The sequence below is a fragment of the Anabaena sp. CCY 9613 genome (assembly GCF_963920895.1).
Classification (GTDB): Bacteria; Cyanobacteriota; Cyanobacteriia; order Cyanobacteriales; family Nostocaceae; genus Cyanocohniella.
The window spans coordinates 414,043-440,680 of record NZ_CAWUDE010000001.1; the positions used below are offsets into that span (position 1 = coordinate 414,043).

General features: G+C 42.3%; 21 protein-coding genes. 13 read left to right on the plus strand and 8 right to left on the minus strand.

The window, feature by feature from the left end:
- The first annotated feature begins 15 nt into the window (after positions 1 to 15).
- From ACM0OT_RS01775 to ACM0OT_RS01785, 3 genes are all read left to right on the plus strand, one after another.
- On the plus strand, positions 16 to 2,151 hold the full coding sequence (locus tag ACM0OT_RS01775; protein ID WP_414562185.1) for a cation:proton antiporter: 2,136 nt from the start codon (positions 16 to 18) through the stop codon (positions 2,149 to 2,151).
- Between the two features lie 368 nt (positions 2,152 to 2,519).
- On the plus strand, positions 2,520 to 3,470 hold the full coding sequence (locus tag ACM0OT_RS01780; protein WP_414562186.1) for a diiron oxygenase: 951 nt from the start codon (positions 2,520 to 2,522) through the stop codon (positions 3,468 to 3,470).
- A gap of 16 nt (positions 3,471 to 3,486) precedes the next feature.
- Positions 3,487 to 4,206: a glutamine amidotransferase gene (locus ACM0OT_RS01785; RefSeq protein WP_414562188.1), complete on the plus strand. Its 720-nt coding sequence runs from the start codon at positions 3,487 to 3,489 to the stop codon at positions 4,204 to 4,206.
- Between the two features lie 145 nt (positions 4,207 to 4,351).
- Here the strand turns inward: ACM0OT_RS01785 and ACM0OT_RS01790 are convergent, their stop codons facing one another.
- From ACM0OT_RS01790 to ACM0OT_RS01825, 8 genes are all read right to left on the minus strand, one after another.
- Positions 4,352 to 5,233, minus strand: a complete 882-nt coding sequence (locus ACM0OT_RS01790; protein ID WP_414562253.1) for an NAD(P)-dependent oxidoreductase — start codon at positions 5,231 to 5,233, stop codon at positions 4,352 to 4,354.
- A 197-nt stretch (positions 5,234 to 5,430) separates the two neighbouring features.
- Entirely contained in the window at positions 5,431 to 6,126 is a 696-nt protein-coding gene (locus ACM0OT_RS01795) for a glutathione S-transferase N-terminal domain-containing protein (RefSeq protein ID WP_414562190.1), read from the minus strand.
- A gap of 238 nt (positions 6,127 to 6,364) precedes the next feature.
- The gene (locus ACM0OT_RS01800; protein WP_414562192.1) at positions 6,365 to 6,922 is read right to left on the minus strand and encodes a ferric reductase-like transmembrane domain-containing protein; all 558 of its coding nucleotides are present in this window, start codon (positions 6,920 to 6,922) and stop codon (positions 6,365 to 6,367) included.
- Positions 6,923 to 7,092: 170 nt separating this feature from the next.
- Complete coding sequence (locus ACM0OT_RS01805; RefSeq protein WP_414562194.1) at positions 7,093 to 7,959, minus strand: spondin domain-containing protein; 867 nt, start codon at positions 7,957 to 7,959, stop codon at positions 7,093 to 7,095.
- A 152-nt stretch (positions 7,960 to 8,111) separates the two neighbouring features.
- A complete protein-coding gene (locus ACM0OT_RS01810) occupies positions 8,112 to 8,756 on the minus strand; it encodes a peroxiredoxin-like family protein (protein WP_414562196.1) in 645 nt (214 codons plus the stop codon).
- Positions 8,757 to 9,214: 458 nt separating this feature from the next.
- The gene (locus ACM0OT_RS01815; RefSeq protein ID WP_414562198.1) at positions 9,215 to 10,228 is read right to left on the minus strand and encodes a WD40 repeat domain-containing protein; all 1,014 of its coding nucleotides are present in this window, start codon (positions 10,226 to 10,228) and stop codon (positions 9,215 to 9,217) included.
- A 411-nt stretch (positions 10,229 to 10,639) separates the two neighbouring features.
- Positions 10,640 to 12,727 carry a vanadium-dependent haloperoxidase gene (locus tag ACM0OT_RS01820; RefSeq protein ID WP_414562200.1) on the minus strand — a complete coding sequence of 696 codons (2,088 nt, stop codon included), beginning with the start codon at positions 12,725 to 12,727 and terminating at the stop codon, positions 10,640 to 10,642.
- Positions 12,728 to 13,697: 970 nt separating this feature from the next.
- On the minus strand, positions 13,698 to 14,594 hold the full coding sequence (locus ACM0OT_RS01825; protein ID WP_414562255.1) for a LysR substrate-binding domain-containing protein: 897 nt from the start codon (positions 14,592 to 14,594) through the stop codon (positions 13,698 to 13,700).
- A gap of 808 nt (positions 14,595 to 15,402) precedes the next feature.
- Between ACM0OT_RS01825 and ACM0OT_RS01830 the strand changes: the two genes are divergently transcribed.
- The 10 genes from ACM0OT_RS01830 to ACM0OT_RS01875 all read left to right on the plus strand — a co-directional run bounded on the left by ACM0OT_RS01830 (position 15,403) and on the right by ACM0OT_RS01875 (position 26,455).
- Positions 15,403 to 16,887 (plus strand): hypothetical protein, encoded by a 1,485-nt coding sequence (locus tag ACM0OT_RS01830; RefSeq protein WP_414562202.1) that lies wholly within the window; start codon positions 15,403 to 15,405, stop codon positions 16,885 to 16,887.
- A gap of 68 nt (positions 16,888 to 16,955) precedes the next feature.
- A complete protein-coding gene (locus ACM0OT_RS01835; RefSeq protein WP_414562204.1) occupies positions 16,956 to 18,401 on the plus strand; it encodes a hypothetical protein in 1,446 nt (481 codons plus the stop codon).
- Between the two features lie 211 nt (positions 18,402 to 18,612).
- Complete coding sequence (locus ACM0OT_RS01840; protein WP_414562206.1) at positions 18,613 to 19,086, plus strand: (2Fe-2S)-binding protein; 474 nt, start codon at positions 18,613 to 18,615, stop codon at positions 19,084 to 19,086.
- Positions 19,087 to 19,104: 18 nt separating this feature from the next.
- Complete coding sequence (locus tag ACM0OT_RS01845; protein WP_414562208.1) at positions 19,105 to 21,258, plus strand: molybdopterin cofactor-binding domain-containing protein; 2,154 nt, start codon at positions 19,105 to 19,107, stop codon at positions 21,256 to 21,258.
- A 63-nt stretch (positions 21,259 to 21,321) separates the two neighbouring features.
- Complete coding sequence (locus tag ACM0OT_RS01850; RefSeq protein WP_414562209.1) at positions 21,322 to 22,419, plus strand: NAD(P)-dependent alcohol dehydrogenase; 1,098 nt, start codon at positions 21,322 to 21,324, stop codon at positions 22,417 to 22,419.
- Between the two features lie 55 nt (positions 22,420 to 22,474).
- Positions 22,475 to 23,005: a DMT family transporter gene (locus ACM0OT_RS01855; RefSeq protein WP_414562211.1), complete on the plus strand. Its 531-nt coding sequence runs from the start codon at positions 22,475 to 22,477 to the stop codon at positions 23,003 to 23,005.
- A 49-nt stretch (positions 23,006 to 23,054) separates the two neighbouring features.
- On the plus strand, positions 23,055 to 23,492 hold the full coding sequence (locus ACM0OT_RS01860; protein ID WP_414562213.1) for an SRPBCC family protein: 438 nt from the start codon (positions 23,055 to 23,057) through the stop codon (positions 23,490 to 23,492).
- Positions 23,493 to 23,541: 49 nt separating this feature from the next.
- Positions 23,542 to 24,690 carry an amidohydrolase family protein gene (locus ACM0OT_RS01865; RefSeq protein ID WP_414562214.1) on the plus strand — a complete coding sequence of 383 codons (1,149 nt, stop codon included), beginning with the start codon at positions 23,542 to 23,544 and terminating at the stop codon, positions 24,688 to 24,690.
- Positions 24,691 to 24,713: 23 nt separating this feature from the next.
- A complete protein-coding gene (locus ACM0OT_RS01870) occupies positions 24,714 to 25,865 on the plus strand; it encodes an XdhC family protein (RefSeq protein ID WP_414562216.1) in 1,152 nt (383 codons plus the stop codon).
- A complete protein-coding gene (locus tag ACM0OT_RS01875) occupies positions 25,847 to 26,455 on the plus strand; it encodes a nucleotidyltransferase family protein (RefSeq protein ID WP_414562218.1) in 609 nt (202 codons plus the stop codon). The genes ACM0OT_RS01870 and ACM0OT_RS01875 overlap by 19 nt, the downstream gene beginning before the upstream one ends.
- The last annotated feature ends 183 nt before the right edge of the window (positions 26,456 to 26,638 follow it).

Genomic DNA, 26,638 nt, shown 5'->3' on the forward strand with positions numbered 1-26,638 from the left:
CTTAAAGTCCAACCTATGGAACTCATCTTACAAGTTCTTGCTTGGGAACCAACTTCTCAAGTTCTTGGCAAGGAACCAATTGTGACCTTTGCTGTGTTGCTGTTGGTTATTTTAGTTGTACCCATCCTGTTTGAGCGACTGAGACTACCAGGATTAGTGGGTTTGGTCTTTGCTGGGGTAGTACTGGGCCCATCAGGCTGGAATCTATTAGATACAGAATCGCCACTAATTAGCCTGCTATCCGATATTGGCTTAGTTTATTTGGTGTTTGTAGCAGGTTTAGAAGTTGAAATCAAGCATTTTCGCCGCCAGAGAAAACGCTCCTGGGGATTTGGCAGCTTGACATTTATTCTTCCCCTGATTATCGGCACCTTAATTGGAAAGTTTTTTGACTTTGGTTGGAATACGTCGATTTTAATTGGCTCTTTGTTAGCTTCCTATACCCTTTTGGCATATCCCATTATCAGTCGTCTGGGAGTAGTCAACAATGAAGCTGTCACCATTAGTCTGGGAGCGACAATTTTTACCAATCTGAGCGCCCTTTTAGTATTAGCTGTTTGTGTAGCCACACCTCAGGATGGAGCATTTGGTTGGACTTGGTTACTCAGTTTATTAACTTGGTTAAGTATTTACTCCATCATCATTTTGGTGGGATTTGATTGGGCGGGTAAAGAATTTTTTCGGCGTTCGGGGGATGACGAAGGTAACAAGTTTTTATTTGTGTTACTGACCGTTTTTCTGGCTGTGGTGGGCGCTCAATTCATGGAAATCGACAAAATTTTTGGCGCTTTCTTAGCAGGTTTAGCAGTTAATGAAGCCGTGGGTGAAGGGCCGGTTAAAGAAAAAGTGGTGTTTGTGGGCAGCGTCTTATTTATTCCCATTTTCTTTGTTGACTTTGGCTTAATTATTGATGTACCTGCTTTGATTACCAGCATTACCACCCTCCAGTTAACGTTGTTGATTGTAGTTGGTTTAATTGCCAGTAAATTCATCGCCGCATTCTTGGCGAAACTAGTTTATCGCTACAACTGGCAGGAAATGCTGACTATGTGGTCACTATCGATACCCCAAGTAGGTACAACTTTAGCCGCCGCTTTAGTGGGATATCGGGCTGGGTTACTGCCAATACAAGTATTAAACAGTATCTTTGTTTTAATGCTTGTCACCTCAATCGTAGGGCCATTAATTACCAGTCGTATAGCAGTGGCTTTGACTTCTACACCAGTAACAGAAGTCGCCACCCCAAATTTATCTGACCAAAACACTGGAGCCACACAAAGTCTCTGGACGATAGTTGTACCTATCTGCAATCCGCAAACTCAGCAGTATTTACTGGAAATGGCGGCTCTATTAGCACAGCAAGCACATGGCCGCATTGTACCGCTAGCGATCGCTACTGCCGCTGCTCACATGGATGCACCACAGTTAGAAGCTTCTCTGCGCCGAAGTGAGCGGTTATTGGCCAAAGCTACAGCTCAAAGTCGCGTACTGGGAGTAGAAGCAGAACCATTACTGCGAATTGATGATGCTTTTGCTCCAGGAATTACCAGGGCGGCTCGTGAACAAAAGGCCGGTTTGATTATCATGGGTTGGGGGAAACGCACTGGTTTAAGGGCGCGTTTATTTGGCAACGTGATTGATAACGTCCTGTGGGCAGCTCATTGTCCAGTAGCGGTGACACGTCTGATGGACTCACCGAAAAAATTTCAACGTATTTTAGTACCATTGGAAAATTTAACAGCATCAACACTGCAACCCTTACAATTTGCCCAAATGTTGGCAGAAGCCAATCAAGCCCAAGTGACGGTGTTGAATGTGTGCGATCGCCGCACTAGTTCGAGTAAAATCGCAGCCAGGCGATCGCATCTCGCCCGATTGGGATCTAATTTAGCTGTGTCCAATCCCCCAGAAATTCAAATCATCGCTCACGAAAATGTTGCCCAGGCAATTCTCCAAGCAGCACGATTATATGATTTAGTAGTGTTACCTTTTACACGTAATCGCACAAATCCTAGTGGATTAGCTATTAGCGATGTCACAACTCAGTTAGCTGGACAACTCACTTGCTCTATTGTCATGCTCGGTGAACCGCAACACACCCAAACAGGCATGTTACTAACGGGTATTTCCCAAACTACAGCTGTTGTTTAAATCTTGTAATTTAATTTTTGGAGTTACCTGGGAAAAATATCATGCTCTCAGACAGAATCACAATTCTGGAAAAAGAGGTGGAGTTTCATACCCGTTAATTCTCAATGAAGATTAATTATTGATGAGAAAAGCATGAAAATTATCTTAGAGTAATTTCATGCTTTTATTATTTGTTATTTAAATTCACCTCATTTTTTAACTAATTTATTAGTAGATAATTGCTGTATAGTGGCTTTCCGCAGAGTATAACGCATGGTTGTGGATGATTATCTGACAAGCTCGTGGTTAAGTAAATTGAATTGAACGCTGTTTCAGTTCACGTATGAGCGGAAAGAAACTCCACTATTTACATATATAAAAGAGTTACTATGGAAACAGTAAAGCAGCTTTTAAGTTCCAAATTTCACAAGCCACATAAAAGTTTATTTAGCCATTGGCATGAAACAAGCTGGATTAGAAGTAAACCCATACGCCAGGATTCTATTTCTGGGCTACCTTTTTCTCCAGAGTTAGTGCCATTAGCATCTCATCCGCAAATTGTGGTAGATTACCAGCGTTGGCTAACTGTTCTTAGTTATCATCTGTTAGCTCATCTGCAATTTACTACACTGTTAGAGCTAAACCACGTTAATCCTGTTTGTAGTGCTTTAGCGCAAGGGAAAGTACCGATTCTTCTCAGCGCTCAACAACGTAATGATGCTCTGAAAATCTACTGTGATGAAGGTGGTCATGCTTTGTTTGTAGAGGATTTTTCCCATCAAGTAGAAGAGGTATTTGCTCTCAATCTTTCTGTGGTTGGTCGTCCCAGTTTTGAACGGGTAATTGAAAAGATAATTGCCGAAAATCAAACACAATTATCATCCGACTGGATTAAGTTATTTTTTGTGACAATCTCAGAAACTTTGGTGACCAAAGTGCTGAAAAATATTCCCCATGACCCAGAAGTTGCGTCTGTTGTGCGGGAAGTTATTAATGATCATGCTGTTGATGAAGCATTACACAGTGCTTATTTCCGTAATTTGTTTCCCTTGCTGTGGGCGCATCTCTCCGCTTACGAAAAAGAAAAAATGGTGCAAATTTTACCCAAGTTAGTCTGGGCTTTTCTCGCTCCAGATCGTCAGCTTGAGTACAGTATTGTCAGACGGTTAGGCTTTAATGCCCCAGATGCAGAGGGGATTTTACAAGAAGTATATATACCTGAACAAGTCGCACTTTCAGTAAAACAGGCAGCTAGTCCAACCTTAAAAATGTTTGAAGCGGCAGGTGTGTTCAATATTCCCTCGGCTTCCCAAATATTTGCAGATTATCAACTCATTTAACAAAGATTATTTGACCATGAAAATTGCAACAGTCATCAGACATCTAGCTTTTGAGGATTTAGGCTCTCTAGAACTGGCTCTTGAGCAAAAAGGTTACACAGTCAAATATTTTGAAGCTGGGGTTGATTCTTTGGCCACGATCGCGCCTCTGACTCCAGATCTCCTGATTATTCTAGGAGGCCCAATTGGGGTTTATGATGAACAAGACTATCCCTTCCTCAGAGACGAGCTACATTTATTAGAACAACGTTTAGCAGTTGATTCACCTACGCTAGGCATTTGTTTAGGCGCTCAATTAATGGCTCGTGCCTTAGGAAGCAAAGTTTACCCTGGAACGCAAAAAGAAATTGGCTGGTCTGCCATAGAACTGAGCGACGCTGGGAAACATTCTCCCTTAGTTCATTTAGCTACAGAACAAACCCCAGTTCTACACTGGCACGGAGATACATTTGATTTGCCGGCTGGCGCTACACATTTAGCTGCTACCAAAGAGTATCAAAATCAAGCATTTTCTTGGGGTAAATCTTGCATGGGGCTACAGTTTCATCTAGAGGTGACTGCATCAGGGTTAGAACGCTGGTTCATTGGCCATGCTTGTGAAATTAATGCCACACCCGGTGTCAGTGTTGAAAGCTTACGCGCCGATACAGTTCGCTATGCCAAAATATTACAACAAAAGGCTACTCTCATCTGGTTGGAATGGTTGGAGTTACTTCAACAGCCTAAAAGTAAGTGAATTACTCACAGGTGAGGATGTAGCGAGGCTCTCACCAGAGGCACCTACCCAGGAGAAACGCGAAAAAGTTAGATAATCACTAGGAAAATTTAATTGTCGCGTTTTCCCGAAGGGTCAGCTTTTATGGTTTCACCAACTGAGACGTTTAGATGAAAAGTTGGGCAACGCCTGTAATATTGTCGTTTCCATATCCTTTGGCGATCGCTTCCAAGTAAATCCCGTGAATAGCATTAGATGCCGGAGTCGCAGCAGCAACAGTTTGCGCTGTTTGAGTAACATAGCGGAAATCTTTCTCCACCAAATTAATCGGGAACATCGGTGCATAGTTGTTCATCAACATCAGGTTTCCTACGCCTTTAGCTGCTGGACTCATCACAGGCATATCACCGAGGCATTCCATCGCTTTTGCTGGGTCAATCCCCTGCTTATTCAGCATTCCCAAAATTTCTGCCAATGCGGCCACCTGAATACCAAAAAGCGCATTGACTGCAAGTTTCATCGCCATCCCTTGACCAATTGGGCCAACATGGATAGCTGCGGCTCCGGCAGCATAGAGGACATCTTGGGCTAGTGTTAAAGTCTCTACACTTCCCCCAACAACATAAATGAGCTTTCCGGCATCCGCTTGTGGACGAGAGCCAATGACGGGAGCATCAAGAAAGGCTATCCCACGGCTTTCAATGTTTGCTGCTAGTTCTTTCGTCCAATCAACAGTTAGCGTGCTTGACTCAATTGCAATTGCGTCTTTGCCAAGTCCCATCACTGCACCCTTTTCTTGGTCAAGCCAGATTGCTCGTGACGCATCGTCATCAGTGACCATACTAATCACGATGTCAGCTGACTCGGCCGCTTCTCTGGGCGTTGCCGCCCAAACAGCTCCTTTATCCAGCAAGGGTATGGCTTTATCCGCCGTGCGGTTGTAAACAAAGACCTTATGGTTAGCACTAAGAAGGTTCTGTGCTACACGAAATCCCATTGCACCCATTCCCAGTAATGCAACTTTGCTCATACTATTTCTCCCGTGAATTTTTTCGTACTAATATTGTGAATTTTGGGCGTTGCTAATTAATTGCATAAATTTTATTGCACGCAAAGACTAGGCAGAAATTTCGGACTTGGGGATTTTCCCATGGGCGACTACTGCCGTAGCAAAAGCGCTAAGAATAAATCTTTAGCTTTGATTAACAAGCTCAATTCATCCGGCAAATATGCAACGCTAATTTTTTAGGTTGAGTAACCAAATGAATTGCGAGCATAACCATCGAAAGCATCCAGTAAGCGTTCGCGCCAAGCATAAATTAGATCATCTTGGTCCAGTAATTGGATGGGACTAACTGCCCTTGCCCATTGAAATGGTGCAAATACAATATAGTCAGCAAAATAAGGACTATCACCGCCTAAATAGGGTTGACGTTTGAGAACTTCTCTTAGAGGAGATAAAGCTGTTCGCAAAGCAGTAATAGTCGCATCATCCGGCGTCGCAAATTCTTCCAGTGTCATTCCCAAAAATTTCTCTCGGCTCTCGCGAAAGTATGCTTTATCCTTTTCATGTAAATGCTGAAATAAATCTAGGAGAATAATCCGTAAAATAATTGGTGTGATGGTTTGCACACACCAAAACTTCATGAATAAAGCACCTGATTCACTGGCTTTTCCACCAAATAAACTGGGATGATCAGCATAAGTCGTTTCCAAGTAACGCACAATTTCCCAACTATCAACTACAATGTTTTCACCATCAACCAAGACAGGAACCTTCCCCTGTCCAGAAAAAGCGATCGCCTCTTTTTCTGTAAACCGCCAAGGGATTTCTTGGGCATTAAGTCCTTTGTGCTTTAAAGCCATTTTGACTTGCCAACAAGGCGGACTAAAGCGGCAATCATCCTTGGCTCCAGCTAAATCATAAAGTTTAAGATCCATATTCTCTCCTCTTAACAATAATGATTCTATCAACAGTTTGATAATATTGATACCAACTGTACATTCAAGCCTTGTGTATTGAAATTATCCAAATTCACTCTATTTGTGAGGTGCTAAAAACTGGTAAGACCAACTACCTAATTTATTAGCAAAGTGACAAATTAGCGCTACATAAAAAAGCTAAGGGCAGGAAATTAATTCCTGTTTATTGAGCTTAAAATATGGTAGTTTAGTTGTTCTATCCTAATAATTGCTTTTCTTTTACTGTTTGAGTTTCTTTCACTTGCCGCTCCAGCCACCATCTTCTCAAGAACAAAATGATTATTATTGCTATGCCAATAATTGTCACAGGAGTGGTAAAATTCCAATGTCCATACATTTTGTCATTAATATGCCAAAATAGTAAAAACATTGCTAAATAAGTTAACTGATGCAATTGTTGCCAGTTTTTCTTCATTTTTTTGACACACCAGTCATTAGAAGTGACTGCTAGCAGTGTGAAAATAATAAATGTTGCCGAGCCATGCACATATACTCTATAGGTGTTCAAATCGAAGAAATCAAAATTTCTTTTGATTACCAACAGCCAAGCATGACCCAAAGCTAACAAAAAGGATAGAATACCTAATTGGCGGCGACTTTTCAATAATTTAATGGGAAGTTTCGCCTTTTTAAGTGCAGGAAACACTACTCTTAAAGAGGTTGGAAGTAATGTCAATATGTAACTAACTACTGCCAACATACCTAGTAAGTTAGCCAGGGAAATAGAATCGGCAAACCATGTTGTATACATCATTTTTACAATTAAATTTCACTTACTGAGTTAGAAACTACGTCACCTGCGATCGCCTGATTCCCAGAGTTAGCTTAATTTGCCATTAAATAATTAGACGAGTAATAAATCACCTATTTCAAGATGCCATCACACCTAGACATAGGTGATTTATTTCCCTGCTTTTTAGTACCTCACATTTTGGCACTGCTTCTTGCTTTTTGACCTTTCTGACGATGCAAAAAGAACAAGCTACCCACAAACAATAGTCCTATAAACGTATTTGGCTCAGGAACTTGGGTAATTGTAATTCTGGCAACTTGATAACCAGGAACTCTAAAGTTAGCATTAGCAAAATTAGGATCGCCTAAAATATTACCTCCAGGAATAAAACCTGGATGTACTGTCACAACTCCATTTTCATCAATACCTGTGTTGGGTTGAAAATCATCAAACGGTGTCGGCCCCGCACCAGCAGCATTAAATCTACTTTCGTCGTTGATTTCTGAACCAGCATCCAAAACATCAGCACCAAGAACGACAAAGCTAGTAGGAATAAATTTGCCTGCGTCATCAAATATTCTGTAAGCAAGAGGATTATCATTACCAACGAAAGCATCATTGCTAGGTAAAATCATCGCACCATAGCTAAAATAACGGCTATTGGCAAGAGATCCATCTACTGTAAAAGTTGCTGATGCGCTGTCTCCAGGGAAAAAATCTCGTACTGGGCCTGTTGGGCCAAAGACTATCCCGTCAACTGAACCAGTGCTACTGCTGTTAAACAAACTGCTAATTTCACTCAAGTCTGCATCTTCTGCTAAACGCTCAAGAGCTAAGTTTGGTGGTTGATCAACATCAAAGAAATCAAAATTCCCATCATGGAAACCAACCCATAAACTGCTAAAAAAGTTGCCCTGCTGTGGTGCTATGTTTTCCACTTTCACCCTTAAGGTTGCAGCATTTACTGCTGAAAAACTGATTAAAGTAGACAATGACGCAAACATACCTGCCAGAACATTTTTGCCGAGTTTTCTCAAGTGTGTGTGTCGATTAATCATGGGTTTTTTGTTTTATCCAGATGATGATTAAAACATCAGTAGATCACAAAACAACAACTTTTAGATCTACTGATATTGAAGTAGTAAAGTAGAGTCCAGCCAGTCTTGCCTAAATCGTATAGGCGTGACAAGCTTATTCAACAAGCAAAAATCTATAACTGCTTGAGAATAGTCAAGATATCTGTAGGCTCTAGACGCTTGGTATAGTCTGGATCTATGAATGCATAGACAATCTGACTATTTGTAGCCACTACATAAGTCGCTGAAATGGGTAATTCGTAAGACGTATCTCCGTTATACTCAGACACATCAATTCCAAACCCTTTATGAACCTGACGCACTTGTTCAGAAAGTTGGTAAACTAGTCCAAATTGTTTAGCAACTTTATTACCTACATCACTAAGCACTTCAAACTCAAGATTATTCTTCTCAACGGTAGAGAGAGTATTGTCTGGGGTTTGAGGCGAAATTGCCACCAAGGAAGCTCCTAGAGACTTGATTTCCGGCAGAACTTTTTGCAGTTCAGTTAATTCCAGACTACAAAAAGGACACCACTGTCCCCGGTAGAAAGAAATCACAACAGGGCCATGAGCCAGTAGCGTTTGAATTTGAACAGCCTGCTCTTTGGCATTAGGTAGAGTAAAGTTAGGTACTGTATCTCCCACTTGTAGGGATTTTTCCACAATACCAACACGAGCTAAATTTTCTGTTGCCTGATTGATTGTCGTCAGAGTTTCCACCGGAACATTGCTCTGCATATATGACAGAACTTTGTCAATTTCTTGTGCTAAAGTCATGGTTTTTTCTTGGGAAAATTTTGTAGTTTACTAGTCTGATTTGCAGTTAGTTGTCTCTGCAAACTTCTGGAATAATTCGCTTTAGGCTGGAGCTAGTGCAAACTTTGTAATTGCTTTTGGGGTGAGTAGGTACCCTATTACCATTTCATAGAGCCAAGTTTCAGTTGATTGCGGTAATCAACTATCAACATGAACTAACTATACTTGATGTCAAAGAAGCAATAAATAGCAATTGATGAATGAATTTCGTGTATGTTTTACACGAATTGCTCCTGAGATTTAGACCAGATTAAAGATATATATCTTGCACCAGCATCAAAAACTATCATCTGTCCAAAAAATTTATTTCTTGGCGGGATATAGAACCGATGCAAGATATCTGGCTATGGTCTTGGGGACTAAATGAAATTGCTGTGACATCTTTCAAACAAGACAAAATTTGGCTCAAATTATCCGTCTCAATTGACAGGGTTGAGCCAAATTTTCACAGTTTCATCAGAACTACCACTAGCAATAAACTGTCCATCTGAACTAAAAGCTATAGACCAAATAGCCTTGTCATGACCCTTAAGTTGATCAATTAGCTGTCCTGTTTGTGTATTCCACAACTTAATTTTTTTGTCATAACTACCACTAGCTAAAGTCTCTCCCTTAGGACTGAAAGCTACGGAATGAACTGCTCTATCATGCTCTTTTATAACGTAGCGTAACTGTCCATTTTGTAAGTTCCATAACTTAATTGTACGGTCAGAACTACCACTAGCTAGAAAACGTCCGTCAGGACTGAAGGCTATAGACCAAACTCTTTGGTTATGAGCTGCTAAAGGCGTTTTTAATTGACCAGTACTTATCTGCCAAAGCATAATTTTTCCATCTTCATCGCCACTAGCTAAAGTTTGACTGTCGGGACTAATGGCAACAGTTATCACTGGTTTTGATTGACTGAAAGTCTGCAATAATTCACCAGTCTCTACACTCCAGAGATTTACTTTTTTGTCCCAGCCAGCACTAGCTAAAGTTTTACCATCGGGGCTAAACGTAACTGCTTTAACATCATTTGAATGTCCCGATAAAGTGCGGATTAGTTCACCTGTTTTCAAATCCCACAATTTAACCTGGAAATCCCAACTTCCACTAGCTAAAATTTCACCGTCTGGGCTGATTGCAACAGATTCTACAGAGTTTCCATGTCCCCGAAGTGTGTGAATTAATTCGCCAGTTTTTAGATTCCAAACCTTGATACTTTTATCATAATTCCCTGTAACAAGCTTTTGATTGTCGGGACTAATGGCGACTGAATAAACCCACACCGAATTAGTATTTAATGTACGCGTTTGTTCATTATCTATTAGTAATTTATTTGTAGATTTACCCGACGAAACTAATGAAATACTACTTGTGCCAAGAAGTATAGAAAATATAATGCCTGCCAATACTGTTTTGGTTTTTACGTTAATTGATTTGAGTTTCATAATAATTGATGCATTGGTTTAATTTCACAGAAAATTTTCATAATGCCTTAGTTATCAATTTTTCAGGCAATATTATCCCGATCGTTCAACCTGCTCACTCTCTTTAACTCAAATCTATAGAGCGGTTTTGGAAATTTGTTAATTCTATTGAATGAAGAAGTGTCAGTCAGGATGAAGTCATTTCACGACTTCATCCTAGAAATTTTTAGTAAGTTTGCGTTAAAAAATCAACTTCACGAAATGTAAAATCAGCAAACAACCTGAACTTAATTTTCGATATTTTGATTTTTTAACGCCAACCTAGCTAAATCGCTACCAAATCCAATTCTATATATGGAGAATTTGGATATCGTTTAGTTTTGACAAACCACTAGTGGACTGACAAGCCTAAAATTTAGACTAGACAAACTACTAGTTTCCGAATGATTTAATTACGAGATCAGCCACGTTTTTACCTAATTGAACTTCGGGATCATTCTCTATACGTAGCAGAACACCACCCTCAGTAGTATTGACGGTAAATAGTTCTTTCTCTGTGGTAGAAGAAGTACTACCCTCAGAGGTAGTGGTGGTAAATGCTTCTGTCTCTGTAGTAGAAGCTTCTGATTCGTTGGTCAGAGATTCGCTACTGGATCTGGTTACTGGTACCTGTACTACTGCTGCAGATGGAACGTGAACTCCACCAAAAATGCGGCTAGCAGCATTAGCCTCTACCGCCGTACTAATGGTGTTGAAAGTGAGAGCTACGCCTGGTAAGTCTTGGGAAGGAACGGAGAAAATTGTGTTGTCACCGAAGAAATTAATCAACACTTGTCCTGCTGCTGCACCAAATGCAGCGTGTCCAGAGTTGTAGTCTGGAAACGGCGGGGTTAAGGGGATGTCAAAGAACCTTTGAGGGTCATGATATGAGATCAGTGGCAGCCAGGTGGTATCGCGAACAGTTCGGGATACGAAGGTGCGTTGGTCTTGGCGGATTGCCTGAATTGGTCGTAATTGATTGTAGGTGTACTTGGAATCCCAAGTGAGAATACCGACATCGGCCTGTGCCACGTTCAACTGAGCAAATAAAAGGGCGTTCTGAGCCAGTGTTGCACCTCTATTCAAAGAGATTTGTTGGGCGTACTGGTTCCACTGACCGGGTGGTCTAAATGTGTTTGCACGATCTAAAGCCCAGAAGAGAGCAGTTTTAGTTTGGTCGGAAGTACGAGTAATTGTCGTAACAGTAGTATTGCGGAAAGCACCTACTTGTCGGACAAGATTTTCTTCATCTACGAACTGTTGGCTACCAAATGGTGCGGGGCCAGTCAGTCCAAACTGATTTAAGCGAGCCTGGGGATTATTGGGGTCGCGAGGAGGTACGCTAGATGAAAATGGAGTAATTGATCCCCAACCTGGCAATGCTGCTGCTGAAAAGTCGGGGAAAGATGGTTGCCATTCACCCGCTAAACTTCCGCCTGTGTAAACCGACTGCAATGCTTGAGCTAAACCATCATTGTTCCGCAATTTTAGTATTTGATTAGCAACCTCTCTTCCTACAGCTCTACCATTATCTTTAGCTGTACCATCTGATATCCCCGCCAAAGATGCTTCCAGTTGTCGGTCAAATACAGGTCTGAGTTGTGGGTCTGGGAAGAGATTAATGAGGGCTGTATAAGCTGCTTGGCTAGCTGCGGCGCGTGCATTGGCACCACCACTCAGCCCAAGACTAGCAGGGGTTACTGTCACAGCGTAAGGTGAACCAATCCGTTGGATTGAGTTGACCGCATCATAGACTGACACGTGAACGATCGCCTGACTGCGTGTCGCTACTGGGGGTGGTGTACCACCTCTAGCTAAAATCACGCCATTTTCACGTTGAATCCCTGTTGCCAAGATGGCATTTAGCAAGGTTGCATTCCAAACAATTACAGGGTCACCAGAATTCACCAACTTCTCGATGACTTTTTTGTCTTGAGTGGCCTGGGGAATGGTGGTGTCAACCTCGGTAATGAGATGGTAAGCACCTGGTGCTACAACACTCGGTTGAACAAAGTTAGTCTGACCAAGGTTTACGGTAACAGTTGTAGAAGCACCAGGAAGCAAGTTCACAGATGGAATTGTTTTGGTTCCCAGGATCTCATCTGTACCTACTAGAGGCTCGTTTACGGTAGTACCCAACGTTGACACTTGAGTGACAGTTTTAGGAGTACTTAGGGGGTTCTTATCAAGGATTGCGTCCGGTGATACGTAAATATTGAGATTTATAGGGCCTTGATAAACTGCTGTACCGCGATTAGTAATAACAACGTCAACTCGACCGCGTTTAACATCTGCGCCTAATAGTGTCGGTTTCCGAAAAACTTCACCAAATGCGATTTGGATATCCGGGCGTGCCCCTGTAAATTGAGCGTAACTTGCAGGGATCACCGCAGCACTAAGTACAGATGCAACTGCTGTACTTTTTACGAACAACGAAACAAAGTTAGAGACGGTACCTAACCTGACCTGAGAGTCTGTCATAAGGTTGTACTTTTTTAGTGGTAGATAATGGTTAGTTAGAGAACTGCAAAAAACGTAATTGATAAAATCCTTACTTGTTAGGATTCTTTATTTAATTTTTGAAAAAGCTTTCTGGAATCTCACAGAAGGGCAATTATATCTGACCGCAAACAATGATAAAACAGCACTTTAAAGCCGCGATGCTTCCAAAGAAAATAACCTCACAGGCGATATCTTTCCTCTAGAAAACTCCGCGAACGCTAACGCAGAACTACATTAATTTACTACTCTTCACCTAGATGTGTGTGAGGTAAAAAATGCACTAGTCGTTAAGCTGATTTATCAAGGCCATTCAGATGAAGACACTCAAACAGTCTTAGATGTACCCTTAGCGGTCTACCAAGGCAACTTCGCTAGATGGTTAAAGCTAAAAGTGCTGATTTGGTAAATAATACAAACATGCCTTACGGCAAAATTTGATTAATAAACTACTAGGTTCAACAACAGAGGGGAAACAAGCCTAAGAATAACACAGAACAGATGGGAGCTTTTTCAACAATCAAATACTAGTCATGTAGATATCGGTTAGATATCCGTAGAAAGATATTACCACGACTGCAAGCATTATTTTGTCATTGTGATTTAGGTGCGGCTCTTTATACTTTTGTTGCTTTCTCCAAACAACTTTACAATAGTTTTTAATTGTAAAATTTAGATTATTAACTAAATATTAATTTATTATTATTTAGTTAAGATAAACTTAATGTACTGACGCAGGGTAAAGCTATCTGATTTAATATATGTTAATCTTAATTAAAACATGAGAATATATATAGTTTTATTATATACTTGAAAAGTCAAATTCTGCTTATTCCTGGCAATAATAAATGACCACTGGAAAAGGTTTCCCCGAAATAAAGGAGCCAGCCGCGTGAGCGGGTTTCCCGGAGGGGACTGGCGTTAAGTGGCGTAACGCAGAGAAACCGAAAGCTCAGTTCTGATACTTTCGCCTCAGAAAATCGACCATTGTCCGCACTTTGTTTGGCAAGTAGACGCGGCTAGGATACAGAAGCCACACGGCTGTTTCAAAGTCTGTTGCCGTCACATAATAGTTTGGAAACACGTCAATCAGTTGTCCTTGGGTAATATCTTTGTCAATGAGCCAATTAGCTAGCAGTACTGGCCCCATACCTGCGATCGCACAGTCGCGAAGCGTGAGAGCATTCGATATTACTACATCTCCGTCGATAGGTACTTCGTTCACCATGCCATTGCGATCGCGAAACAACCAGCGCGATCGGAAGTTAGGTAAGGTAAAAAGTAGGCATTTGTGATTTCTGAGGTCATCTGGAACATGTAAAGGCTGCGCCTGCTTTAGGTAAGTGGGGCTGACGCACACCCGGTAGCGTGTATTGAATAACTTAATGCCGAACATACCAATGTCAATACTTGGTCCGAGGCGCACCGCCAGGTCTATACGCTCGGACACTAAATCGAGGATCGTATCCGATAATAAAAGTTCAAGTTTGAGATCCGGAAATAAAGCCCGGAATTCTGGAAGCAACGGCACAATGCACTTATGACCAAACGCCACTGAGGCTGTGAGGCGCAATGTCCCCACAGGACTGGCACTAACAGCAAGAGCTTCATCACGCGCATGGTCTAGCTCATCAACCAACGCCTCAATGCGACCGAAGTAGAGATTCCCGGCTTCCGACAAGGCTATGCGCCGTGTCGAGCGCTGGAATAGGCGCAAACCCAACTCGTGTTCGAGAGCAGCAATTGCTCGCGATACAGACGACGGGTCTATATTGCGGTTTCGGGCCACAGCAGCAAAGCTACCGCTACGAGCGACTTCGATGAAGATGCGTAAGTTATTTAAATCCATTCTTGTATAAAATGCACGAATATGATGCAACAAAAACCATTGATTACATTGCGCGTAATGAAGTATGTTTCATTTAGTTAAGCAAAGAAAGTAGCCTGGAATAATGTGAATGTAAAGCATATCTGATTAACGGCTTAATCTTAGATTCTTTGTTCCCCTTTCTCCACTCAGAATGGCAAAATATACCAACTCATACTTTCATAGATATCCTCTCATAAGTAGGTCGGTAATGTGAAAGTGATGTGTACTTAATTTTGTTAAAACTGTATAAGTTATTTACTTATTGTACATCTCACATCATAAAGCAATGTCTTTTATTTCCGAAAAATAAGTTATTTTAGGCTGTACTTGTAAAATATAGAGCCTAGTGTAGCTAGTGTATTTAGCATGTTTTTCGAAATAACTTGTTTAATATTATATCATTTTCCTTGGACTATCAAAAAGCTAGGAAAATGAAAATGGTTAAAGGTTTTGCTTTTAATAAAAATTGAAAATAATTCAACAGTAATCAAAACCAAGTATTGAGTTAATAATTGTAGCCATTTCTGGAGACAAATACGCTTAAAATATTTTCATTGAGTGGGTTGATCAACTCAAATACCAACTCAATAAAAAATATTTTAAAATTTGCATAAATTTCCAATTAAAGTCTGATAACTCTACAGATTGTATTCATTTAAGTTTTCTCGGAAAAACAAATTTATTTTTTTGCTGTTTATGATAAAAAAATAAATTTGGACAGCTAGTTTTGCTATGAAATGTGCGTAAAAAATCTTAGATATTAATCCTAAAAAGGAGATTTTTAGCAATGACACTGAACGAAACAATATACTCTATGAAACTTAAAGATCAGTCTTCTCAAGAGAGTAAACCAAAATATAATCATGATCCCAAAGGATCAGAATTGCCGTCTGATGCTTTGTCTCTTGCTCAAGAAAGCAACGAGCTACTTCAGAAGTATCTGAACTCTGATGAGACTGTAGTAGGATTCGGGTACGGCGGCAGTGAATCCATGACGCTTTTTTTGCAGAAGCCGGGTAGTGAAAAATTTGTCCGCAAGGTACTGAGTGAACAACTGATTACCCCCAAATGGAGTAGGGAGGGAAGCAATGTTATGTTACCCCCTTGTGCGAAAGCCAAAAGTCAAACTCAATACCTGATGAATCTGCCGGATACAGTTAAGCCTCTTTTTCCCAAAGTACTTAATATTATCGAGCGTGAACAAAAAGCAACAGAGGATGATGGCTCTACAGTCTACGAATATATTTACGATATGACTTTTGTTCCTGGTATCGAAGTTAGCCAGTTCGTCAGAAAATATAACCCACCGAAGAAAATTGTAGCCGCACTCTACCGCATCATCTTCCAACTTCTGAATGAAAAGATCCACAGCCAACGCCGACGCCAAGTGTCATGTCCCACTTTGGAGCAATCATACTTTACCAAAATTGAAAAGCGTCTTGCTCTCGCGCAGGATACGGCACCAAAAACTTTTAGCGACAAACTGCTTAAAGCTGAAGAGATTATGATTAACGGCAAAAGAATGTCTAATTTGCCTCGTTTGCTGAGAAAATTCCGCTCTAATTTAGCGTATCTCGATATTCTTGAACCGAAATTCCATTCCCTGGTTGTAGGCGATACTAATACTGAAAATATAAAAATCGGCAATATCGAACCATTGCTAAGGGATTATGTCAACTTCTCCATCACCAACCCTCCCTTCAGCGCTGAGGATTTGGAGATTCGTTTTCTCGATCCACGTGCTATTGGGTTTCATCAAAACGGTATTGATACTGGTGCCGATGATCCCATGTACGACAACAAGCCGTGGCATAATAGCCTGGGCAATTATGACAAAATTCACGGCGAACATTTTGATCTCGCTTACCAACTTCATAGAAACATACCCCATATTTTTCTGGTCTTTCATGAAGATAATCCATATGAATATTCATACAGAGGCATAGAAGAATACTTTAGCGAAGTCATGAATGCGTCCTGGAATTTGGACAATCCGGATTCAGATATCAATCGTCACGATCCTAACTGGCTCATACGTTTTGTTTTCCTCATGGGTACGCACTTTATGGCTATGCCACCATTTCACTTCAGCAAGGGTAAAGATGGTGTTTTGATCGATGATGCACATAACCAAAGCCGTCCGTTGGCGATCTATGCTGAAGGAATTAAATGGCTAAATCTAACTCTGGATCTACTCGAAGAAAGAATAGATAAATTCCACGGTATCCCAGTTAATAATTTCGGAATTCACAGAAATTTAGTGAACACATAAACTCCATACATGTAACAAAAAGAGATGTTTGCTGATGAAGCTGGAAGTAAAAAAAAGGTATTTGTCTTATGAATTTCTCAAAATTTTCGTCGCCAAGTAGCCAAATTTTTAGTCAAAACCAGTGCTTTCGAGGGCTGCTAAATGAGCGACGGATTTTTCCTACCCCTTGGCACTGGTGTGTTCATGGACTGGGGATCGGGCAAGAAGCTACTGGTTTTGAGCCGGATAAATCGAATCGGTTACTCGAAATAAGTCTTGCACTGTCTCGAAAAACGCAAACTGACTTTCACGTATTCACACATCATTTGTTACATGGTATTGTTGCCACATGTGCGGCTCTATCGTTAGGCGATCGCCTCGCCCAACAAGTCGCCCATAATCAATTCACAAGTGCAATAGAGCGGTTGCCAAGTCAACATTGGCAATATGCACGTGCTTGCGCTTTGTTAACAGAGAGTCTCGTGAAACTTGGTCAACTTGAAGCCTTTCGAGATACTATTCATTGGCATCTGGAAATTGCATTTAGACAAGTGACGAGACTAGATCCAACCAATGACAAGCTTCGCTATGAAAAACTACAACTTTTCGCCAATCTCTTGTTAGCAGCAGGACAGGCAGGGTTTTCGGACTTACTAGGCGATACCTATACCGATACAGCTTTGCAAGTGTCTACAACCATTTCCGATGTATTTTATCGAGGTAGAGGTTCAGCAATTATTTTTTCTGTCTTGGCAATTATCGGTTGCCAAGAGCAAGTATGCACTGGCCAAGAAAATCATCTTCAAACTCTTTTGGATATCTTTGATGCAAAGTTGAATCGCTCATCAAGCCGAGATGCAGATGGTGTCCATGAGGGAAACGATTACTATATATTTCCCCTCTCGTTGATACTTAATGCAATTGCCGTATTGGATCGCCCTGATTATTTGATATACAAAAGAGACTGGGTACAGCAAACTGTATCGTTGTTTCATGCGCTTTCGCCAGCTTCCCAGGCTTCGCAGATCACCTTTTTTGTTTATGCATTGGATAATCTGGGGATGCTTGATATGTATGTACCCGATGTGGTCACATTCTTTGATAAATGTATGCAAGGATATCTACAATCAACAGATGGCTTGCGAGTCGATGATTATTTACGCTGTACTTATCTGATTCATCTGGCGTGCCAGTTAGGAAGACCCGATATGCTTCATCCGCGCGTTTTGTCAATCTTGTCGGCAAGTGTAGCACAAACGCCAGGTTCTCAACGTTATTTGCAAAGCACTTATGGTTCTAGTTATATGGTTGCGGCCTATGCTTTATCTGCGTTCGATAGACTCAGCCGATTAGATTTGTTGTTTAGTGAACAATTTAGCCTACCCGATGCCATGAGTCATTTTCAAGATGACCCTGATTCCACAGCAATACATTCACCAATAACTGCGTTGGCGCTGATAGAAATAGGGCTGCGAATGCGTCCTGTTGAATTTAGTGATACGCCACTTTTCAGGACTCTTCAAATCGACAAGTAATAGTCTTGAAAAACATTATTACATTGTCCTTTTTGAAGTATGGAACATCGTTAAAGATGTATCTAGTAATACATTGAATCTCTTGCGGAAATATTTTTTGTTTCGCGCAAAGTCGCAAAGTCGCAAAGAAAGGCGCAAAAATTATGAATTTTGCAAGAGGTCTATTAATATCCATCTGATTTAGAAGCACATATGCTGAAGGAGTGGGTAAATGAATGAAATCTCCATAGTAAAACTACAGATAAATGGAGAAGAAAAGGTAGTAAATGTTGCATACGATACACCAATTTTATGGGTACTTCGGGATCATCTGGGACTGAATGGGACAAAATTCGGTTGTGGGATGGCACAATGTGGTGCGTGTACAATACTTTTTGACGGTGTTCCCATACGTTCATGCGTAACACCAGTATCAGCAGTTGTTAACCAAGAAATATTAACTATAGAAGGTCTTGCGGCAAATAGTAATCACCCGATTCAGCAGGCGTGGACAGAACTCGATGTGCCGCAATGTGGATATTGTCAGTCGGGGCAAATGCTTGCTGCTACGGCACTACTTTCTCAGAAGCAGCAACCTACAGATGCAGATATTGATACGGCAATGTCCGGCAATATTTGTCGTTGCGGGACTTATCAAAGCATCCGAGCCGCTATCCATAGAGCGGCTGATCTCATGTCCGCCTAAATAAGGAGAGTTGCCAGGATGGAACCAAATATGATGAAGCGGCGCACTTTCCTGAAAGCATCTGGTGAAGTCGGCGTGGGTTTGTTTCTTGGGTTTTATTTGCCACTGCCCAATCGCCTGCAAGCCGCCGCCTCCCCAGGCAATCAAACACAGTCTCAGATCAATGCATTTATCCGGATTGAGCCGGATAATATCGTTACAATTATTGTGCATAAAGCTGAAATGGGGCAGGGAGTTTATACTTCTTTACCCATGATCCTTGTCGAAGAACTCGAGGCCGATTGGGACAAAATTCGCATTGAATCTGCGCCTGTGCATTCCGACTATGACCATACCGTGTGGAAAAATTATCAAGGCACGGGCGCTAGTACTAGTGTCAGCTCCACTTGGGATCAACTGCGGATCGCTGGTGCTACAGCACGTGAGATGTTAATTGCTGCGGCTGCCACAATATGGGATGTATCGCCGGGGAGTTGTGTGGCGGAAAAAAGTTATATTTTACATCCAACGAGCGATCGCCGCTTATCTTTTGGAGAAGTAGCCGATCGCGCTGCTCAAATGCCGATCCCGCAAACCGTGACACTCAAAAAACCGAGTGAATTCAAACTCATTGGTAAACCTATCAAACGCTTAGACACCGACGACAAAGTTAAGGCTAAAGCAGTATTCGGGATCGATGTCCAAATTCCCGGTATGCTGATAGCAGTGATGGTGCGTCCGTCGGTGTTTGGCAGTCGCTTGCAGCATTTTGACGCTGAGGCTGCCAAGGCTATTGCAGGTGTGAAACATGTGGTAGCGCTCCCTATGGGTGTAGCTGTGGTAGCAGATAGCTTCTGGGCAGCGAAAAAAGGGCGTGATGCACTGACAATCACATGGGATGAGGGGCTTAATGCCGAGCTTTCATCTGAAGCCCTACTGTACAAATATGCCGACCTAGCAAATAATTCTGGGCTAGTCGTCAGAAAAACAGGCACAGCAACATCAACACTTGATGTAGCAACCAAAAAGCTGGCAGCAGTATACGAAACACCTTACCTTGCCCACGCACCAATGGAGCCATTAAACTGTGTGGCTGATGTGCGATCGCATAGTTGCGATATTTGGACTGGCACACAGATGCAGACGACCGATCAGCAAGCAGCCTGCGAAATTACCGGACTCAAGCCCGAACAAGTGCAGATTCATACGACTTTACTGGGTGGTTCCTTTGGACGACGCTCTAATCCACATGGGGATTACGTCAAAGAAGCCGTGCAACTATCCAAAGCCATTAACAAACCGGTCAAAGTGATCTGGACGCGGGAAGACGATATCAGAGGCGGCTATTACCGTCCGATGCATTACAGCAAAATTGCCGCAGGACTCGATAAAAATGGCAATATTACAGCATGGTCTCATCGGCTGATTGGTGAATCCATCGGCAAAGGTACTCCCTTTGAAAAGTTATTGATTCATGAAGGCATTGATCACCTTTCCATTGAAGGGGCAGATCACCCTTACGCAATTCCCCACCAACTGGTAGATTATCACCCGGTTGATAATGGTGTGCCAGTGCTATGGTGGCGTTCTGTTGGTCACAGTTTCACAGCCTTTGTTGTTGAATCTTTCTTGGATGAATTAGCCGCCACTGCTGGGCGAGATCCACTAGAATTTCGACTTGCCATGTTAGGCGAGCAGCCACGACACCGAACCACCCTGAAACTCGCTGCGGAAAAAGCAGGTTGGGGACGCCAGCTGCCCACAGGTGTTTATCAAGGGCTGTCTCTACATAAATCATTCGGTAGTATCGTTGCCCAGGTTGCTGAAGTATCCGTCACGGCCGAGGGAACGCCCCATATTCACCGAGTAATCTGTGCAGTAGATTGCGGTATCGTGATCAACCCTGACACTGTGCGCGCCCAAATGGAATCAGGCATTGTGTATGGCTTATCCGCCGCCTTGTATGGAGAGATTACATTTAAAAACGGTCGTGTACAGCAAAGTAATTTTCACGATTATCCTGTACTACGCATGAATGAAATGCCAAAAATCGAAGTTTATATTGTGCAAAATACCGAAAAACCTAGTGGTGTAGGTGAAATTGCCACACCAGCGATCGCACCTGCGGTCTGCAACGCGATTTTTGCGGCAACAGGCAAACGAATTCGACGACTACCTATAAGCAGGGGATAGGAGACAGTAACGACAACGCTCCCTCATTTTTGCAATCAGCACTCAGATAAACCAGGAGGTAAAATGACCACAACAACAACTGCTGCCGTAGTCCACGAACCCCAGGGGCAATTTACATTTGAAACCATTGAACTCGATGATCTACGCAGCAACGAAATATTGGTTCGCAACCAAGCAAGCGGTATCTGCCATACAGATTTTGTAGCGCAAAATCTGATGAAACTGCCGGCTGTGTTGGGTCACGAAGGCGCGGGGGTAGTGGAAGCTGTGGGATCAGGAGTTAGTCGAGTTAAACCAGGTGACCGAGTAATTCTTTCTTATCCTTGGTGTGGTGTTTGTCATGGGTGTCTAGAGGGTCAACCTTATTTCTGCGATCATCATATTCCCTTGGGATTTGGCGGCACTCGCTTAGACGGCTCGCACACAATTAAGTTGAGTGCAGAGCGCATTTCTGGCGCATTTTTTCAGCAGTCCTCATTTGCTAATCACTCCATTACAGTAGAGCGTAATGTCGTGCCAGTAACTAGTAATCAGGCGGCTGAGATGTTGGCGGCTATTCCCTGTGGGGTACAAACTGGCGCGGGTTCTATTCTGAATACATTTAAAGTCGGCCCTAGAGACGGTTTGGCAGTTTTCGGTGCTGGTGCTGTGGGTTTGAGTGCAGTTATGGCGGGTAAGCTAGTCGGCGCGTCGCCATTAATTGCTATCGATGTGGTAGAAGCACGCTTGCATCTGGCGCTGGAATTGGGCGCCACCCATGTATTAAATGCCAAAGACGGGCAAGTTGCCGAGCGAATTAAAGAAATTGCTCCTCATGGTGTGCGCTATACCTTAGAGACTTCTGGAAATGAGCAAGCGTTGAACGATGCGATCGCCTGTCTGTCTACTGGTGGAGAATGCGGTATGGTAATTGCGCCCCATTTTGGAGAGAAATATCCGTTTTCCCCAACGCAAATTTTTAAACGTGCAGCAAATTTACGGGGAATTATTCAAGGGTCTTCTGTACCAAATACGTTTTTGCCGACATTACTAGAATTAAATCAGCAAGGACGCTTTCCTTTTGAACGTTTGATCACTGTTTATGATTTTGAAGATATCAACAAAGCTGTGGCAGATACTAAAGCCGGTAAGGCAATCAAACCTGTTTTGAAAATGTCATAGTCAGCCGTTTTTTACAGCTTTTGAATTTAATAACAAAGAAAAGGAAATTTCAGTCATGCAATTTATCGTATTTCTCTTAGCTGCCTTTTTGATGGGAGCTATTACCCCCATATATTTGCCCATGAATAGCTCGGTGGCTCGGTATGTAGGTTCGCCAATTCTAGCTAATATGGCTTTCTTTTTCATGGGTCTAGCTACCACTCTCATAGCTTTGTCTATCACCTTGCTATTGACAGCAAACACCGATGGGTTAGCGATCGCCGCAAAATTTAGAAATGTGCCGATTTATCTATATCTTAGTGGTGTCTTTAGTGCTTTATTAATCTTGGGAACCAGCGTTTTGATTCCCCGGTTGGGAGCTAGTACTTTCTTTGTTTTGTTTGTCTTGGGTCAGGTGGTAATGGCAGCAGTGGTAAGTCATTTAGGCATTTTAGAGTCTCCTAAAGACCCAATTTCGCTCCAAAAAATCGTTGGTATTATCTTTTTAATTACAGGTGTAGGGCTAACCACATTTTCTCATGCTAAAGAAATCAGTTGGCTACCTACGGTCTTTAAGAGCGTTCGTGCCAGCTTTTGGGGCACATAGACTTTGCAGTGACCAGCAAAAACTTTAGCAAAATTAGTAGAGGAGTGAAATGCTAGTAAACATTACAACCAGTTCTGTAATTAACGCATCTGTTAAACAAGTGTGGGTGAAAGTCCGGAACTTTAACGGTCTACCTGACTGGTATCCGTCTGTAATCGACAGCCACATAGAAAACGGTGAACCCAGCGATAAAATAGGCTGTATCCGAAGTTTTAATCGTGAAGATGGGCTAACTCTACGAGAGCAATTACTAGAACTTGATGATCATCAACATGTCTGCACCTATCTCCTGTTAGAGCCTAGTCAGCCAATGACAGACTATATTTGCACTCTGCGGCTGTTACCAATCACAGATGGCGATCGCACTTATATTGAATGGCTGGCAGACTTTAAATGCTTACCTGAAGAAGAACCCGGATTACGGCAGAATCTAGAACAGGTGTTTCAGGTCGGTTTTGATGCCTTGAACAAAATTTTCAGCAGCTAACAAAAATTCTGGCTCCAGATTACGGCTTCTTGGTTGTTAAGGAATAGTGATGGATTTTAGCAAACGAGCTTTTTTGAAAACAGCAATGGATCTGTCTATCGGTGCGGTAATAAGTCCGTTGGCGACAGATGCAGCCCAGGTTGCTGATTATACTAGGAATAACAGCAAGAACGTCGTCAAGAAAATAGCAATTGAGGAGGCCTTTGCAACGCCGGAATTATTTGCTGAGTGGCAAAAACTTCTCGCTACTAATGCAGAAAATGAACCAGGATTCCGCAAATTATACGCACCGTTTCTCAGTAGCTCTGCCACTAAAAATATACGTGACCGACTTACTGACCTGGGAGCAGGCCGGATTCGCGACATGGATCAACATGGCATTGACATGCAGATATTATCAATTACGTCACCGGGTATTCAGGTGTTCAGTACAAACAAAGCAGTTGATCTGGCCCGAAAGAGCAATGACCAGCTAGCTGAATTTGTACATGCTTACCCAAATCGCTATGCTGGACTCGCAGCAGTGGCAACCCAGGCACCAGACGAAGCCGCACGCGAATTGGAAAGGGCGGTAAAAGATTTAGGGCTAAAGGGTGCAATCATTAATTCCCACACTCAGGGCGAGTATTTGGATCAACAAAAATATTGGGTACTGTTTGAGGCAGCTCAAGCCTTGGATGTACCAATTTATCTGCACCCCAGAACACCCTCTCCAGAGATGATCAAACCCTTTCTGGCATATGGTTTGGAAGGTGCTGGTTGGGGGTTTGCGGTTGAGACCAGTTTGCACGCGATGCGCTTAATTCTCAGTGGTTTATTTGATGATTTTCCCAAACTAAAGTTTATTCTGGGTCATATGGGTGAGGGTATACCGTTCTGGCTTCCCCGCATCGATGGTCGTTTTGCTAATAAAACATGGACGGAGATGGATGCTTCTGGTCGAGTAAAACAGAGGCAAAAAACACCAAGCGAATATTTCCTGGACAACTTTGCGATCGCTACCAGTGGGGTAAACTGGCCGCCGGCGTTGATGTTTGCACTTTCAGTACTGGGTCCCGACCGTATTTTGTTTGCCATTGACTATCCTTATGAATCCACAGCCCAAGCCGTGGAAGGAATAGATAGTGCTCCCATTAGTGATGTTGATAGGAAAAAGATATACCATCTGAACGCAGAAAAGTTGTTTAAACTCAACTAGCCGTCAAAAGGTCTGTGCTATCTATGAAGGAACTTCAAAATATACTGGGAGCATTTAAGCAAGCTCAACAGCAAGGTCATCTGACAGCCTTAGCTACTGTTGTCAAAACTAATGGCTCCGTCTATCGTCGCCCTGGCGCTCGGATGCTGCTGACTGAATTCGGTCAAATGATTGGCTGCATCAGTGGTGGTTGCTTGGAAAGTCATGTGTTTGAACTTGCACAACCACTGATGTTTTATGGTGGTGACCCCGTTGTTATTGAATATGACACCACCGCCAGCAACGATATTGTTTGGGGTTTTGGTCTAGGTTGCAATGGTGCAGTTCAGGTACTCATTGAGCCGCTCTCTCATTCATTAGCCATCGGTCAGCTAGAATTTATCGCTGAATGCCTTTACGGGCAGCAGTCAGGGGTCATGGCTACGGTATTTGACGTGAAGGGAGAAATTAATGCTCAAGTGGGATCTCGATTGCTGCTCAAGCCAGATTATTCAGTTATGAATAATATTCAAGATCAAGCTTTTGCCGACCGGGTTTTAGCAGATGCTTGGCAAGTACTCCTACAAGGGCGCTCTCGTGTAGAATGTTACACTCTGCCTGACGGGATTGTGGAAGTATTTTTGGAAGTTATCCACCCCCTTGTGCCTTTAGTCATCTTCGGTGCAGGTCATGATGCCATTCCAGTTGTGAGCCTCGCTAAACACCAAGGTTGGCATGTTACAGTCGTAGATAACAGACCAGGTTACATAACATCTGAGCGTTTTCCCGATGCTGATCAAATTATTTTCAGCGACCCCCAAGAAATCCACAAGCACCATCTCCTCACATCACGCATGGTCGCTGTAATTATGACTCATCAATATAAAACTGATTTAATCCTGCTCAGAAATTTGTTACCATCAGCAGTGCGTTACATCGGGATACTGGGGCCAAAAAGCCGGACTCAGCAATTATTACAAGACCTAAAATCAGAGGGATTTATACCAACTCCTGCAAAACTACAACGTTTGTTTAGTCCTGTGGGTCTTGATATTGGAGCTGATTCACCAGAAGCAATTGCGCTCTCGATTGTGGCGGAAATTCAAGCAGTTTTAGAAAATCGCGCTGGTGGTTTGCTGAGGCAGCGATTCGGGTCAATCCATAGAAAGGATGTATTATGTCCGGTGTCGGTCTAATTATTCTGGCGGCTGGTGCATCCACCCGTATGGGAACACCCAAGCAACTGCTTAAATATGGTCAGCAGACCTTAATTTATCACGTAGTTGAAGTAGCGATCGCCTCAGTTTGCTACCCAGTAATTGTTGTAATTGGGGCAGATGCTGAACGCATTAAACAAGAGATTGAACCATTACAAGTACATACTGTGGAAAATCCACTTTGGGGTGAGGGTATGAGTACCTCCATTCGTGTTGGTATGGAAACTTTGAATGCAATCAACCCAGAAGCAGAAGCTGTTGTCTTGATGCTGTGTGATCAACCTTTTGTTTTTCCTCAACTTATTAATCAGCTAGTTGAGATACATCAAACTACTCTTAAGTTAATTGTTGCTTCAGAATATGCAGATATTATAGGCGTTCCCGCTTTATTTAACCGTGTTTTATTTTCAGAACTAATTACACTCAGTGGGATAACTGGTGCAAGACAAATAATCAAAAAGTATACTCAGGAAGTTATTAGTATTCCCTTCTCACAAGGTCTAATCGACTTGGATACACCAAAAGATTACGAACAGTTTTTGACAAAAAACACGAGAATCTTGGCATGACCTCTTGACTCAATCGCATATATGTGATTTTCGCACTTATCTAGATAATTTATCCACTGCTGAGTCAGTATGGTCAAAACAACTAGCGATCGCCAGTTTTTCTGATTACCCTGGTTTAGAATCAGGGCTATTGACACTCTCACCGCTAATTGCTTTCCTTCGGAACGCTCCGCGAACGCAATG